At 65.1% G+C, this 13,552-nt stretch carries 12 protein-coding genes; 2 read left to right on the top strand and 10 right to left on the bottom strand.

The features are described 5' to 3' along the window. Positions 1-56: 56 nt before the first annotated feature. Entirely contained in the window at positions 57-1,121 is a 1,065-nt protein-coding gene (locus OJB03_RS13940) for a saccharopine dehydrogenase family protein (protein WP_263788501.1), read from the bottom strand. A 31-nt stretch (positions 1,122-1,152) separates the two neighbouring features. Continuing rightward, positions 1,153-2,214 carry a M14 family zinc carboxypeptidase gene (locus tag OJB03_RS13935; protein WP_263788499.1) on the bottom strand — a complete coding sequence of 354 codons (1,062 nt, stop codon included), beginning with the start codon at positions 2,212-2,214 and terminating at the stop codon, positions 1,153-1,155. A gap of 237 nt (positions 2,215-2,451) precedes the next feature. Between OJB03_RS13935 and OJB03_RS13930 the strand changes: the two genes are divergently transcribed. Continuing rightward, positions 2,452-2,667, top strand: coding sequence for a cold-shock protein (locus tag OJB03_RS13930; RefSeq protein ID WP_263788497.1), 216 nt, complete (start codon positions 2,452-2,454; stop codon positions 2,665-2,667). 67 nt (positions 2,668-2,734) lie between these two features. Here OJB03_RS13930 and OJB03_RS13925 read toward each other — a convergent pair whose 3' ends face one another. The 6 genes from OJB03_RS13925 to OJB03_RS13900 form a co-directional block, all read right to left on the bottom strand. Continuing rightward, positions 2,735-3,991: a type IX secretion system plug protein gene (locus OJB03_RS13925; RefSeq protein ID WP_263788495.1), complete on the bottom strand. Its 1,257-nt coding sequence runs from the start codon at positions 3,989-3,991 to the stop codon at positions 2,735-2,737. A gap of 46 nt (positions 3,992-4,037) precedes the next feature. Next, on the bottom strand, positions 4,038-6,374 hold the full coding sequence (locus OJB03_RS13920) for a hypothetical protein (RefSeq protein ID WP_263788493.1): 2,337 nt from the start codon (positions 6,372-6,374) through the stop codon (positions 4,038-4,040). Positions 6,375-6,413: 39 nt separating this feature from the next. Then, positions 6,414-7,373, bottom strand: a complete 960-nt coding sequence (locus OJB03_RS13915) for a DUF3078 domain-containing protein (RefSeq protein ID WP_263788491.1) — start codon at positions 7,371-7,373, stop codon at positions 6,414-6,416. 220 nt (positions 7,374-7,593) lie between these two features. Next, complete coding sequence (locus OJB03_RS13910; RefSeq protein ID WP_263788489.1) at positions 7,594-7,785, bottom strand: histone H1; 192 nt, start codon at positions 7,783-7,785, stop codon at positions 7,594-7,596. Between the two features lie 165 nt (positions 7,786-7,950). Further along, on the bottom strand, positions 7,951-8,679 hold the full coding sequence (locus OJB03_RS13905; RefSeq protein ID WP_263788486.1) for an amino acid kinase family protein: 729 nt from the start codon (positions 8,677-8,679) through the stop codon (positions 7,951-7,953). A 223-nt stretch (positions 8,680-8,902) separates the two neighbouring features. Next, positions 8,903-11,014 (bottom strand): acyl-CoA dehydrogenase family protein, encoded by a 2,112-nt coding sequence (locus OJB03_RS13900; RefSeq protein WP_263788483.1) that lies wholly within the window; start codon positions 11,012-11,014, stop codon positions 8,903-8,905. 340 nt (positions 11,015-11,354) lie between these two features. Between OJB03_RS13900 and pyrF the strand changes: the two genes are divergently transcribed. Next, entirely contained in the window at positions 11,355-12,176 is an 822-nt protein-coding gene (pyrF, locus tag OJB03_RS13895; protein ID WP_263788480.1) for an orotidine-5'-phosphate decarboxylase, read from the top strand. Positions 12,177-12,183: 7 nt separating this feature from the next. Here pyrF and OJB03_RS13890 read toward each other — a convergent pair whose 3' ends face one another. Next, positions 12,184-12,570 (bottom strand): hypothetical protein, encoded by a 387-nt coding sequence (locus tag OJB03_RS13890; RefSeq protein ID WP_263788478.1) that lies wholly within the window; start codon positions 12,568-12,570, stop codon positions 12,184-12,186. Between the two features lie 31 nt (positions 12,571-12,601). After that, a complete protein-coding gene (locus OJB03_RS13885; protein ID WP_263788476.1) occupies positions 12,602-13,540 on the bottom strand; it encodes a universal stress protein in 939 nt (312 codons plus the stop codon). Positions 13,541-13,552 lie beyond the last annotated feature (12 nt).

Raw genomic sequence — 13,552 nt, 5'->3', positions numbered from 1 at the left:
GGGCAGTGTGCTATGGAGACGAACGTATGGCGGGGCCGGTGGGCGAATCGGCCCTCCTACGCCCCCGACGGGCCCCCGACGATCTGTCGTGACGTTTCGTCCACGGCGAGGGCAAAGTCCGCCCCGAAGGCGGTAGACGGCGTCTGATATCCGGAGGGAGCGGTTCCGTCGAGGACGCGCCGGAGGGCCGCCACTGCGGACCGCGCCGTGAAGGTGTAGGCCTCCGGCCCGTGGAGTCGGGCGGTCGTGGCGTTTCCGTCCGGATCTCGTGCCGACGCCCACACCACGGTGCGGCCTTGCTGGCGCTCCTCAGCGGTCGGCCCGGCCCGGCCCTGCTCCACGAGCCGTTTCAGGAGTCGCTTCAGGGGGGGCCACGTCAAAATCCCCTGCACGTGCTGGCTGGCCCGGAGCAGCGACTGGACGAGGAGCGGCACGGCGATGTAGGCCGTGACGTTGGGCACGTCGGTCGAGACGCCGCTCGTCACGACGCTGCCTTCGGGGATGGAGGTAACGCCACGGCGACGATCTCCGAAGTCGACGTTCCGGCTGGTCCATCCCGGCGGCACGTCGTGGAGCCGCCCCTCCCGGCGCACCACCCCACCCCGACCCATCTGCTCAATAAGCGTCTTGAGGGTGCCTTGCGACACCGTGCCCTCGGCGTACAGCGCCACCTCAAGGATGTCGGCGTCAGGGGTATGTGCCGCTACGAACTGAGACAGGCAGTCGCTCGGCACCACGTCGAACCCAATGCCGGGAAGCAGCATGCAGCCCGCAGCCTCAGCGTCCGCGTCGCGTTCGGCCAGCATCTGGAACACGTCCACCTCCCCGGTCAGGTCCAGGTAGTGCGTCCCCGTGTCCAGACACGCGCCAACCATCGGCGGGGCCGTGTGGACGAACGGCCCCGCACAGTGGAGTGCGACGGAGACGTCGTCGAGGGCCGTCCGGAGCCGCTCCGGTTCCGAAAGGGATACGGTTTGGGTCGGGAGATCCAGGGCCGTCCCCAGCTCCGTGAGTCGATCGGCGTCCCGACCCGCCAGTACGGGCTGGAGCCCCTGTTCGACCGCCGCCTGGGCGATCAGTCGTCCCGTGTAGCCGTAGGCGCCGTAGATGAGTGCAGACATTCGTTCTGCGGGTCCGTTCTGAGAAGACAGTTCACGATGTGGAGTCCGGCGCGACGGCCCGAAGGCCCAGCTCCAGAGTCCGAAGCTGAATCTGCATCGCCGTCTCGAGCGGGACGGGACGGACGTCGAACGGTGCAAGCAACTCGTCCACGTCCTCTCCCCGATCGAGACGCGCCTTGATGTCCGGCAGACGCTCCCGGAGTTTGAGGTACCGTATGGGTTGGTGTCCGCCCTCCTCCTCTTTACCACGAATGAGAAACAGGGGGAGCTCCGTCACGAGCGAGAGCGGGTCGCCCCCCAGCGACGCGACAAACTCCATCGAACTGTCGTGGAACCGCTCGGCCATTGCGGAATCGCCCTGGGCCCGAAAGTACGTCCGCATGGCGTCGCCACGCGGGGTGGTCTGGAAGCCCGGCTCGATCCAGAAGAATCCCTTCTCCCCTTTCCGGTTGTGGTCGTGCAGGGGCAGCCCCGCTCCCGCGGCGGCGTCCGCGAAGTCGTCGCGAAGCGACTGTGTGCGGAAGGTCCAGGGCCGGTTGATGAGCAGCATCGCACCCTCCCCCGCCGACATCCCGTGCAGGCTGGCGTGGAGGTCGAACGGCCCGTGCTCCCGCAAAAAGGCCGAGACGTGCGTGTTCTCGGGGCGCATATCCGGAAATCCGTACTCCATGTCGCGCCCCGGGTTTTCTCGAACAACCTCCTTCAGGTACGCCTCCAGGTCCGGCCACGCCTCCATCCACGCCCGGTTGCGCGCCTCTCCGTCCGGATTCGTGTGGGGCACAATCACGAATTGGAAGCGCCGGAGCACCGATTCCATGTCGCCCCGCCGCGCCAGTCCGTTGATGAGAAAGGACCGGAGGGTTTCCGGGCCGACGGGTTCGTCCGCGTGGTTGCCGGCAATGAGGCTTACCGTAATCGGCCCGGTTCCCACCACCGCCCCGTAGAGCATTGTTTCGTCTTCACTCGGGCCCAACTCATGAAAGGTTGCGACATCAGAGTGCTCCGCACAGGCCGCCTCGATGGGGGAGCGGACCGCGCCGTGCACCCGGAAGGTTGGATCTTCGTCGATGAGGCTCGTCAATGCAAACGACATGTTGACGCGAACGGATTAATGAGCAGCGCGACGGCTTCGGAGCCGAGACAGATCCATGAACCAGCCCCTCTCAAGTTCTTTAGCTGGAAAAATTGACTTCGAGTTTTGAAAATTATATAATGGATCGCAGATGGCAGGCCACTAGCATCTGGCGCCACACCGTCATGGTGTGTGCGTTGAACGGCAAATGCCCTGCCGTGCAGCATACGTTCTTTCGACTGACCTTTCAGCAGCACCATGGCAGAGCGCGAAACGGGAACCGTCAAGTGGTTCAGCAACGAGAAAGGCTACGGGTTCATCGTCGCTGAGGACCGGGACGAGGATCTGTTCGTCCACTACAGCGAGATTGACACGGAGGGCTTCAAGAGTCTTGAGGAAGACGACCGGGTCGAATTTACAGTCGGGCACACGGACAAGGGGCCCAACGCCCAGGACGTCGTGGTCATCGGATAAGGTGTCCCCCTTCCATATCGGAACAGGCGCCCCATTCGGTTCGGGATGGGGCGTTTTTCTTTCGGGATCAAGGCCGAAGCCCCCCCACCCGAAGCAGGCGGTCGGTGTTGTACTGGGCGTCTCGGTAATAGACAAACGCCGTGTAGGTACTGGCCCGTCGGGGTTGCGTTCGGCGAACCTCCTGCGCAAGGCTCGGGTCCGATGTCGAGTAGAAATACTGGTGGCGGCCCTGCTTCAGGAGAACACGTCCCTCGTACCGGCCCCGCCGCTCGTTCCAGTCCATTTGGATGCCCCGGGCCGGGTCCATTCCGCTAAAACTTCCGGCCACGGTTAGGGGCCGTCTGTAGGGCGTCTCGCCAGACGGCACAAAGGCAAAGGTTGTCTCCACGTACTCGGCGGTAATGCTCGGATCTGCCTGGGCCGAGAGGGCACTTCGAACGACCGTCTGCCCGTTCAGGCTCGGTCCTCGCGATGCTTCCGTGAAGCGGGCGTAGTCGGGGTCCAGAAAGACCCGAATGGGCGACGGGGTGCGTTCGACCCGGGCAATCTGGGCGGTAGACCGGAGCGTGCTGAGGTCGAGTCCGTACTCCGCCGTCGCGGGGGCGTAGGCCCGATCCCGCCCCAGTTCAAATTCCAGGTTGGGCTGCCGCGCCAGCAGCGGACGGTCTTCGCAGCGGGTGTCCGCGAGACGACCGTTCCGGACGAAGCACACGGCGTGTCCGAACGGGTCGCCTCGAATCGCGGACGGCGGGGCGAAACGGGCACGCGGGCGGAGGGACGGCTGTCGCTGCCCCGGCACCGGAAGCCCCTCGGCGTCCAACTGGAGCCCCCCTTCCGCCTCCGTCACGAAGAACGGCTGCTCGAAGAGAACCGAGTCCCGGCGGCCCCGCTCGGTCACCCGCAGAACGTAGTTGCCGCTGATCCGGAACCGAATGTCGTCGTTGGGGAAGCGGTACTGGTAGTGCACGTACGACACCTTCGTCCCCCGGGACGGACGATAATCCACGAGGCGATCGTCCTGAAACGATTCCAGGGTCTGTCCCGGCGAGAGATCGCGGCGCCACGTTCGGTCGGCGTGCTGGAAATAGATTGAGAGTGGGCGTCCTTCTTCCGTCAGCAGATCGAACTCCAGCGTCAGGCCGTCGCCCCCTGTCATCGACGTAACCGGCAGGCTCTGCTCGTCGTCCCCCTGGTACAGCTGAATCGTGCGGACCGAGGCAGACGGCGAGGCCAACTCCGGTTGGACCGCCGGCGAGGCCGGAGTGGACTCCGCCTGTTCCGTCTCCTCCGCCGACTTGCACCCAGCAGTCAGACCAAGCGCCACGACACACAAGCACAGCCCGAGCGCCCGACGAAAAGCGACGTCTATACTACCAGTCACGTGACCCATTGTGGATAGTGGCGGGGACAACTTTGCACCGAGAGGCCCTCGTGGGGGACTCGCCTGCCTCAACCAGCAGGTGGGACGCGTGGTTCGGAGGCGAAAGGCGAGATCGACCGGCTCGAGACGTGATCCCCGACTCGGCGGCCCGACGCTCCCACCACGCAAAGAGAGCGGCTCGTTCTTCGTCCCCGAGCACTCGGGCCTGGCGCGTGGCCCGGGCCGCCCATCGCCGCGCCGTCTCTGTCGCGTCCGTCCGCAGGGCCGACCGGGCGCCCCACGCCGCACGTTGCAGTTCCCACGCCCGGTGCCAAGACCGCGGTCGACCGGCACGCACCGGCGCGTCCAGCCGCTCCCACAACGGCAGTGCCCGGCGGTACTGCCGCGCGTCCATCCACCGGACTGCCTGCCAGGCCTGCACACTCGCGTTCTGAAACCCCGTGTCCGCGAGGCGACGGGCCTGCGCGGCTGCCGAGTCTCCACTCGTGAGCACCCGGACGACCGAGGGGCGGTCGGCAACCGCGTCGCGGAGGGCAAGGCGAGCCCGAAAGCCGTGTGCGTACCCTGGCGTCTGGGCCCGGGCTCGGGCGTAGAGCGTCCGGGCGGTGTCCGGGGCCCGTTGCAGCACAGCTGCGTCGGCCCGTGCGACCTGGAGCGGAGCCGTCCGGGCCGCTGCCGAGAGCGTGTCAATCTGACGCCGGACGGCGGACGCTTGTCCCTGGGCGAGCCGGTGGCGGGCCAGTGCCTCCTGGGCCGCCGCGTACCGCGGCCGGGCGTCGAGGGCCTTGTCCAGGTGGCGCACCATTTCCGTGGTGTCCCGCCGCCGAGCAGCCCGCTGCGCCATTTGATAGTGCCGTCGCGCCGGGGGCACATAGTGGGGACAGTCGGCCTCAAACAGCGACGGGCGCATAAACCGCCGGGTGACCACGGCGTGGGCCGCCCGCGACACGGTCGGCGCCCGACGGAGGTGGGCCGCCCACTCTTTCGCGAGCGTGTCCAGTGATCGTCCATACACGCCCTCAAAGTCTCCCCAGGCGTAGACGCGCCTGAGCCGGGCCGGGCCGTACTGATCGAGCAGGTACCGGATGAAGGAGCCCATCGTGGCGTACGAGACAGCCCCTCGACCCGTCCAGAAGCCCCAGGGCGACAGCCGCTGTGCCACCGCCCCTGCCTCGGCAGCGAGCGTGGTCGTCGTGTCGGACTGGGCCGCGGTGCGGACGAGGTCATCCGGAGACGGTCCCGGCGACGGCGGTTCTAGGGCCACCGCCCATCCTTCGATGAGCCCCGGTGCCCAGGAGGCCTGGAGTCCAGGCAGGCCGTAGGGGCGACTGACGACGTGTGCCAGTTCGTGGCCGAGACTCTGCGACACCCGATCGCGGAGCAGATGCACCTGCGGCGTATCGAGCCACACCGGCGTCACGCTCGTCGTCCGGGCTCCGGTGAGGCGCCCCTTCGTGTCCGGGTTCGGATAGATGTAGCTTTGAATTCGAGGGCGCTCCCCGTCGGCCGTCAGTCCCAGTTGGCCTCGCACCCAGTCGTACTCCGCCTCGTGGGCAGCGGCGAGGTCCGCGGCGGTGGCCGCGTCGACCTGGGTCGAGTCGTAGTAGAGGTCAAAATGAGCCGTCCGCGTGTGCCCACCGAGGCGCTCCTGCAGGGAAGCCGCCGTTGTGTTGATGCCGAGCGGACTGGACCACACGTACCCCGCCCCGAGGGCAAGGGCACACGCCAGAACGGCCCATCGGGACCCGTGCCCTCGCACACGCTGTCCAAGGAGCACGGCCAGCAGGGCCCAAAGCAGCGTCAGGCCCCGAAAGGCAAAGAGTCCGGGACGAACGGCCAATTGCTCGTCGTAAATTGGCCCCAGGACGCCCCCAAAGACATGATTGTAGGTGTAGAACTGAGGATGCAGGCCCAGGTCATAAAGCGGACCGGCCACGACGAGAAGCCCCCCGAGGCCGCTCAGCACCCACCCCGGTCGCGACACCGACAGTCCCCGCAGCAAGTACGCCACCGCCACCGCAAACACGACCGTGATGCCCGGAAACAGGGCATAGAAGAGAAGCCCTTGTCCCAAAGTACAGTTCGGCGCCCAGATTTGCGCGAGCAGAAGTACTGCGAGCGGGACGAGAAGGGCCGCCTCTTGACGCCCCATCACCCGCCACACCGACATCGACGTCGTGCCGAACGCCCGAACGGCTGCTCCCCCACTGATAAAGTAGGCCGCCAGGGCCACCACGGCGGCGGACTCGGCCTGCAGCACGTTCAAGAGAGGTATCGGGGCCAGCAGCAGGCCCAGTACAAGATACGCGGCGGCAGCGCGACGCATCGGCGCATCAGCATCAGGCAGAACGGCAACGCTAGGGGCCTACAGGAGCGTAAACGACACCCCGACCGAAATCGCCTCCCTGATCTGAATTGCGCTAGAGGTGTCTTCGTCGAAGAGGGCCACGAACTCCAGGTCCGTGGTAATCCAGTCGTTCACCTGGAGATTGATGACGTTGTCCCAGACGGCATCGGGGGGGTTGTCGAGTTGATTCACGGCGAAGAAGACGTCGAGCTGGGACCGGTACCGGACGCTCTCGGAGAGCCGCTGATCCAGGTTCGCAGAGAACTGTCCTCCCGCCTCCGACCGCACTAGATTGTCCGGGTCAACCCCATAAAGGACCCGAAAGTCCGGTTCGGCCACGACCGTTTGCTTCGCGGCAACGCCCAACCGGAGCGAGAGCTGGTCGAGCGGATCGTAGGTGAGACCGATCGACTCCGTGACGGTCCCAGGGGCAAAAAACGAGGAGGTGCGTACGGGAGGCTCTTCGTCGATCCGCGGGTTGGTGGGGTCCACACCCGCTTCGTCCTGGTACGGATTTTCAGAGTACGCGAACCCGGGTGCAAACTGTGTCCGAAGGTCTCCGGCCAGGGTGGGGCTGAACGTGTTGAAAAAGCCGTCTCCCTGGTACTGCAGGTTGGCCTGGAGACGGATCCGATCCTCCGCCTTTCGGACTTCGCGATCCTCCTGATTGATGTAGCCGAGGGCAAACCGTGCGCTGTAGGCCTGTGCCCACCGGTCGCCCTCTTGCTCGGTCGCCCCGTCCAGTGAGGTCGTAAACGACAGCGAGTTGACCCCTCCCTCCTGCCAGTTTCGATACGCGGCCTGCGCGACGGAAATCTTCCCAGTCAACTCGGACTCCCACTCTGCGTCGGCCGTGTCGGAGGTCGGGCTCTCTTGAGGATTGGGGAGTGAGGGAAGTCCCGGCTGGGCAAAGACGGGCGTTCCCGCCACGGCGAGACAGATGATTGCGAGGACACCAGAAATTATTCGGTGGGGCATTATATGGAGGGGCAAAAGTACGAAACGAAACGAAACCATCCGGCGACGCCACAGCCAGCCGTCAAAAATCAGGGGCGTTCTTCAACGCAAAAAGCCCTTGCCGGCAAAAAGCAAGGGCTTCTTCCGCGACGTGGTACGTCGGATCGGTGACCAATCTGCCCTCACCTGTGCGCGCCAAACGAGATGGCATCGCGGGGGAGGCAGATTGGTCGCCAGGAGGCTAAAGCTCTTCGTTCTTGATGTCCTGGATCTCTTGCCGGACTTCGTGGGACAACTTCTTCAGCTTCATGAGGCTCTTCCGGGCACGTGTGCCGGCGGCCTTGTTGCCCTTCTCGTAAAACTTCATCAGGTCCTCTTCGGCCCCCTCAAGGGTCTCGGACAACTCGCTGTATCGTTCCTCAAATGTACTCATGCGATAACCTCAACAAATGTGAGCGTGAATGACTCGATTATGCAGAAGGAACATAATGGCCCCCTCAGCCGCTGTCAAGCCGGATCTCGGCCGGAGTGCGGTCCCGATTGCATCCGCGTCTGATTTATCAGAAGGTTCAACCGTTGGGGCCAGCGCGGAGAGCAATTACGGCCGGACACGCGTGCCGACGGGTTCGTCTCCGCTAAACAACCCCTGCAGGTTCGTGACCAGAACCGGCACCTCCGTCTCCACCAGGCGACGCACGGCCGCCGGCTCCGGGATCGGCTGGTCCTCCAGGGTCGTGCTCTCGATCTCCGACTGCACTCCCCCTGCCTCGTCGGGCACCCCCGCAACCTCGGCAGTCGTCAGCACGCAGATGCTCGGCTCAAACGCGTCGCCCAGCGCCCGTGCCAGCGCCCGCACCGCCTCTTCCGTCCCCACCTCGTGCACGGTTCCGGTATCTGAGGTCTCGACGAGGGCGGACACGACCGGGAGGACATGTTGCTTGAGAAGCGCCGACAGCCATCCCACATTGGCCGCCTGCAGGGACGCATCGTCGCCCAGCCGAAACAGCCCGCGGTCCACGCCCTGAATTCCTACGGTGGATACGACCTCGTCGGTCAGTGCCGCCACGATGTCCTGGTTGACCTCCCGTACGGCCCGCTCCACGAGCCGCCGCTGGTCTTCGGTCTCTACCTCAATCACTCCGTCGGTGCGTTCTGGGAAATAGCCCTGTGCCTCCAGGGTGCGTTCCACCTTCTCGCCGCTTCCGTGGACCAACACGCAGGTCGGCGCGCCTGTCCCTGCATCGGAAAAGTGCTGGGCCAACGACTTGAGGAAGAGCTCGTCCCCGAGGTGGTGACGATCGAGGTAGATGAGATAGAGGGATTGCATGCGGTGAGAATCTTCAATGGGCCGTCGAGAGAAAATGCGCGTCTGTGCACTACCAATGCACGAGGCATCGGCACGATTCGTCTCCCAATGCCTGCCGGCCCAAAGTGGACTTGGGGAGGGATCAGAGGGAGGCCCAACCATCCCCGTCCAAAGCAAAGCGCAGTGCCGGGGCCAGCCCCGACACTGCGCAGCTTCGTTTCATCCGTGTAACGACGCCTGCCGACTAGCTGTCGTCGGGACTGGGGGCCGGGGTGGACTCTTCGGGGGCACCGTCGCCCCGGTCCACCGGCTTGGTCATGTCGTCAACCATCTCGTCGAGGTCAAGGTCGTCCGTGTCGCCCGGCTCGCGGTCCACCGCGCGGGGGTCCTCGCCCTCGCCCTCAAACTGCGGGATGTGCTCCTGCGGATGCTCCTTGCCCGCATCGCGCCCCAGGGGACTGCCCTCGTGGATGTAAAAGTCTTCGTTGGGCAGGGTGTCACTGTGAGCACGAGCGGCCTCCGCGGCTTCTCGCATGCTGTCGTCCGCATTGTCACGCATCTTGCCGAAGTTGCGGTGGATCTTGCGGTTGAACCACTCGAAGAGGTACTCAAACGCGGCGCGGTCCCGCTCAAATTCCGGCCCGAACTCGCCAGATCGGAGCTGGTCGTCCATCTTCGACAGCGATGAGGCGAGCGCGAAGAGATAGATGGCATTGTCCGCCACGCGGGCCTGCTGGGCCTGGTGCTTCACGACGTCCTCGCGCTCCCACTTGCTCACGAGCTTGAAGTAGTGGGAGTGCTTCTGAATGAGCGTTGCAAGGGTGTTAGCCTGTTCCTGAAGGGCCGGGTGTACACCGTTGATTTCGGGCGCACGCGGCTTTAGCCCGAGGAACAACTGTGCCCCCATCGGCAGGGCCTTCTTGAGCACCGTCGGGGTCGTCGCGGCCGTCAGGATGCGTGAGAGGTTGTCGCCAATCGACTCGTCCGAGTCCCAGAGCAGGGCCTCCTGGATCGATACCATTTTTTCGGCGAGCTGCTTCCCACCGTACGCGAAGATGAAGGACTGCATCACCTCGTTGGAGCCCTCCACGATGCCGTGGATGCGGTTGTCGCGCCACGCCCGCTCCAGCTCGTGCTCGGTCATGTAGCCTTCTCCACCCATCACCTGCAGCGCCTCGTCGATCACTTTCCACCCAAAGTCGGAGCAGAACACCTTGGTGATGGCCGTCTCCACCATGATGTCATCCTCTCCCCGGTCGAGGAGCCCCGTCATCATGTAGAGCATGGCGTCCATCGCGTAGGTGACCGCCGACATGCGGGCGATCTTTTGCTTCACCAGCTCGAAGTCCGCCAGGGGCCGCTCAAACTGGTACCGCGTCTGGGCCCACTTGATGCCCTGGTCCCGTGCCGCCTTGGCGGCGCCGGTGACGCCCGCACTGAGCGTGCACCGCCCGTAGTTGAGGCACGAAAGCGCTACCTTCAGGCCCGAGCCCTCCTCGTGGAGGACATTCTCTTCCGGCACGCGCACGTCGTTGAAGCGGAACCGGGCCTGCCACGTCCCACGGATGCCGGTCTTCGCGCGGTTGTTTTCGAACACCTCGACCCCCTCCATGTCCGGCGCCACGATGAGCGCGTTCACGCCCTGCTGCTCCAGTTCGCCCGTCTCGGGGTTGGGCACCATGTTCTTGCACATAACGGTGAACAGCCCGCTCATGGCGCCCGAGGTGGACCATTTCTTCTCGCCATTCAGGATGTAGTCGCCGTCGTCCGTCTTCACGGAAAACGACTCCTGAGCCGCCGCATCGGACCCCACGTTCGGCTCCGACAGGCAGAAGGCACTCAGCTCCTCCCGGGCGACGAGGGGGAGGTACTCTTCCTTCTGCTCCTCCGTCCCGAACATCACAATCGCCTTGCAGCCGATCGACTGATGGGCCGATACCATGACGGCCGTGGACGCGCAGTAGCGGCCGATCATCTCCAGCACCCGGTTGTAGCTCGTAACGCCGAGTCCGAGCCCTCCGTATTCCTCCGGAATGATCATGCCCATCACGCCCATGTCGAACAAGCGGTCGATCACCCACTCTGGGATGTACTGCTCCTGGTCGATTTCGACCCGCGGGTGCTCGTTCTCCAAATACTCCTCGAGCTCTTCCAACAGGGCATCACACCGCTCTCGCTCGTCGTCTCCCTCGTGGGGATAGGGAAACAGTAGGTCGTCGCGGAGGCGCCCCCAGAAGGCATTTTTGATGAACCCCATGTCTTCGGGCTCAGGGCCCATCATCGTCTCGATGTTCTGGATCATTTTCTGATCCTCTTCGGAGACCCCTTTGATGTCACTGAGTCCTTGGTCTGCCATGGTTGGTCGGAGTGGTTTGTGTGCGAGACGTGAAGGGCATCGGTGTTCGGGTAGTAACACCCAACGGAAGTTCGAGGCGACGTTTCCCAACGCCCCAGAGTGTGCGGGGGACGTTTTGAAAGGGCTTCCAAAGAAGCACAAGTCTAATAATCACCTGCTTACTTTCAGTTCCTTCCACAGGCTTTCCCCGATCAGAATTCCCAGGGCCTTTTTGGGCCGTGTAGGCCGAGGTAGAATGGCTCAGGCGGAGTGATTCACCTGGACCGGATGGAAAGTTGCGTGCGCCCGACCGAACCGATACGTTTGGACGGCACTCCCTTCTGATCAGTCTTGCACACGCATGTCGACTTCCTTCTCCAGCCGCCTCCGCCGTCTCCAGTCCCAAAAGGACACAGCGGTCTGCGTGGGGCTCGACCCTGTCCCCGCACGGTTTCCCACCTCCCTGCAGGACGGCCGGCTCCGCACGGACGCCGTGCGCGCCTTCTGCACGACCATCGTGGAGGCGACCGCCCCCTACGCCTGCGCGTTCAAGCCCAACTTTGCATTCTTCGAGGCCCTGGGCCCGGCGGGCCTGACCGTTCTGGACCAGGTAGTGACGACGATCCCCGACGACTGTCTGGTGCTGGGCGACGCCAAGCGCGGCGACATCGGCCACTCGGCCCGCTACTACGCCGCGTCGATCTACGAGGAGCTCGGGCTGGACGCCTGCACAATCTCGCCGTACCTGGGCCGGGACAGTGCAATGCCCTTTTTGGAGCATGAGGGCACTTGCACGTTTGTCCTCGCACGCACTTCGAACGACGGGGCCGACGACCTGCAGGAGGCCTGCACCTGCGACGGCACGCCCCTCTACCGGCACGTGGCCCAGCGGGTCCAGGACTGGAACACGGACGCCCCCGGAGACGCCGGCCTCGTCGTTGGTGCGACGGCCCCGGCGGCTCTGCGGGACCTCCGGGCCCTGTGCCCGTCCCTCCCCTTTTTGATCCCGGGCGTCGGGGCGCAGGGCGGCCAGCCATCCGCAGTCATGGAGGCCGCCGCCACCGACGACGGCCCCGTGCTGGTCAATTCCAGCCGCAGCATCCTCTACGCCTCTGAGGGACCCGACTACGCCGACGCCGCCGCGGGGGCCGCCGCGGAGCTCCGCGATGCCCTCAATGGCTGAGGAGGCTTCAGTCGAGGTGCTCCGTCGCCGCCTGTGTGACCAGCATGCCCTTCGTCCCCGTCAGATCGAGGGGAAATGGCTGGTCCGCCCCCTCCACGTCCGTTCCCGGAATTCCGCAGCGCGCGTTGGAGGCATCGACCCCGTGGTTCGTCTTGAGAAGTAGCGCCGTGGTGGCGGGGTCGGAGGCGTCGGCGGCCTGGACCGCGGCCATGAACCGCTCCTGGGCGTCCCGCCAGTTGGAAAGTGCCCGTCCCACGGGCTTCAGGGACGCCGGATCAGCTAGTGCGTCGTCTGCCGCGTCGGCATCGGCCAGGGCGTCCACGAGTGCCGACCGGGCATCGTCGCACGCCTGCACGGCCGCTGTGATTTCGTCGAGGGACTCGTCGGGGAGCATCTGCTAGGAGAAGTTGGGAGAGAAACGAAACTTAGTCTTCGGGGGCCGCGTCCGGGGAGGCCGGCACCGTCAGGACCGGGCACGGAGCCGCTCGGACGACGCGCTCCGTGTTGCTGCCCAGAACAAACCGGTCGATCCCGGTGAGCCCGCGCGTGGCCATCACAATTAAGTCTGCCTCTCGGGCATCCGCAAAGTCGATGATGGTCTGCGCCACATCGCCTTCTTCCAGGTGCTGGGCAGTGGTCACCTCCGGCCCGCCCACAGAGGCGTTTAACTCGTCGAGGGCCTCCTCCGCGTTGGCTACAATCTCTGGATCCATCTCCACGACGCTCACTCCCGGAATGCCTGTATCGCTGAAGGTGGGCAGCACACGCTTTTCGGCCACGAACAGAAGGTGCTGGGTCGCCTCGTACTGGGCAGTCACCTCTTTGGAGAGACGCAGCGCCGTCTTCGAGTGATCCGAAAAGTCGATGGGCGCCAGGATGCTGTCGTACGCCACCGGCGCGGCCGTCTCCCCCTCCTCTTTCTCGTGCCGGACAGTGAGGACCGGAGCGACCCCGCGCCGCACGAGCCGGTTGGCGACACTCCCCAGCATGAGGCGCCCGAGCCCCTGGCGGCCATGCGTGCCCATCACCACGAGGTCAATTGCGGAATCGAGCACGTATTCCTCGATCGCGTCGACCACGCCTCCCTCGGAACGCCGAGCGACGGCCGTGTGCACCGCCTGCGCCGCCATGCCGGGGGCGAGGTCCGCGAGTCGGGCTCGGGCACTGGACTCCGCCTCTTCCCGAAGCCGATCGATGTGTACCTCCGCGTCACCCAGGCCGTACAGGTCGGTGTTGGTCTGGTGCACAACATGGAGCAGATGGAGGGGCGCCCGAAACCGATCGGCCAGCGATACGGCGTGTGCCAGCGCGGCCTCGGCGCTGGGCGAAAAGTCTGTCGGGACCAGAATGCGGCGGGGCGTCATGGAGCTTCTGGG

Source organism: Salinibacter grassmerensis (assembly GCF_947077765.1).
GTDB lineage: Bacteria > Bacteroidota > Rhodothermia > Rhodothermales > Salinibacteraceae > Salinibacter > Salinibacter grassmerensis.
Note: the sequence above shows the minus strand (reverse complement) of the source record. Positions and strands in the feature narration are given on the sequence as shown.

What these genes read in the sequence shown, in the direction of transcription:
- OJB03_RS13890 (WP_263788478.1), bottom strand. Translation starts at nt 12,570, where the DNA reads ATGCTCCCCGACGAGTCCCTCGACGAAATCACAGCGGCCGTGCAGGCG.
- OJB03_RS13900 (WP_263788483.1), bottom strand. Translation starts at nt 11,014, where the DNA reads ATGGCAGACCAAGGACTCAGTGACATCAAAGGGGTCTCCGAAGAGGAT.
- OJB03_RS13910 (WP_263788489.1), bottom strand. Translation starts at nt 7,785, where the DNA reads ATGAGTACATTTGAGGAACGATACAGCGAGTTGTCCGAGACCCTTGAG.
- OJB03_RS13920 (WP_263788493.1), bottom strand. Translation starts at nt 6,374, where the DNA reads ATGCGTCGCGCTGCCGCCGCGTATCTTGTACTGGGCCTGCTGCTGGCC.
- OJB03_RS13905 (WP_263788486.1), bottom strand. Translation starts at nt 8,679, where the DNA reads ATGCAATCCCTCTATCTCATCTACCTCGATCGTCACCACCTCGGGGAC.
- OJB03_RS13940 (WP_263788501.1), bottom strand. Translation starts at nt 1,121, where the DNA reads ATGTCTGCACTCATCTACGGCGCCTACGGCTACACGGGACGACTGATC.
- OJB03_RS13930 (WP_263788497.1), top strand. Translation starts at nt 2,452, where the DNA reads ATGGCAGAGCGCGAAACGGGAACCGTCAAGTGGTTCAGCAACGAGAAA.
- OJB03_RS13935 (WP_263788499.1), bottom strand. Translation starts at nt 2,214, where the DNA reads ATGTCGTTTGCATTGACGAGCCTCATCGACGAAGATCCAACCTTCCGG.
- OJB03_RS13885 (WP_263788476.1), bottom strand. Translation starts at nt 13,540, where the DNA reads ATGACGCCCCGCCGCATTCTGGTCCCGACAGACTTTTCGCCCAGCGCC.
- OJB03_RS13915 (WP_263788491.1), bottom strand. Translation starts at nt 7,373, where the DNA reads ATGCCCCACCGAATAATTTCTGGTGTCCTCGCAATCATCTGTCTCGCC.
- pyrF (WP_263788480.1), top strand. Translation starts at nt 11,355, where the DNA reads ATGTCGACTTCCTTCTCCAGCCGCCTCCGCCGTCTCCAGTCCCAAAAG.